The organism is Phytobacter sp. V69 (assembly GCF_965644215.1).
In the GTDB taxonomy this organism is placed as follows: Bacteria; Pseudomonadota; Gammaproteobacteria; order Enterobacterales; family Enterobacteriaceae; genus Phytobacter.
Window position 1 is genome coordinate 1 of sequence record NZ_CBFFRL010000572.1, and the last position, 293, is coordinate 293.

Sequence of the window (293 nt, forward strand, 5' to 3'; positions counted from 1 at the left end):
TGGTGGGTCGTGCAGGATTCGAACCTGCGACCAATTGATTAAAAGTCAACTGCTCTACCAACTGAGCTAACGACCCATACGGGTGTCACCTGAAAGATTTTTTACTCGGAACCACTAAAGAGTGGTGGGTCGTGCAGGATGACTCGGCTTGGTCTCGCCCTACGGGCGCGTTGCTTATGCAACGTTATCCTTCACGTTTAACACTGGAGTAAAGCGTTAAATTGGTGGGTCGTGCAGGATTCGAACCTGCGACCAATTGATTAAAAGTCAACTGCTCTACCAACTGAGCTAAC

Annotated in this window: 1 tRNA gene and 1 other RNA gene; both read right to left on the reverse strand. The window is 48.8% G+C overall.

Annotated elements, in window-relative coordinates:
* Positions 1–76 (reverse strand) — tRNA-Lys (locus ACSZPU_RS26470).
* Between the two features lie 46 nt (positions 77–122).
* Positions 123–291: non-coding RNA, RtT sRNA (locus ACSZPU_RS26475), on the reverse strand.
* Between the last annotated feature and the right edge of the window lie 2 nt (positions 292–293).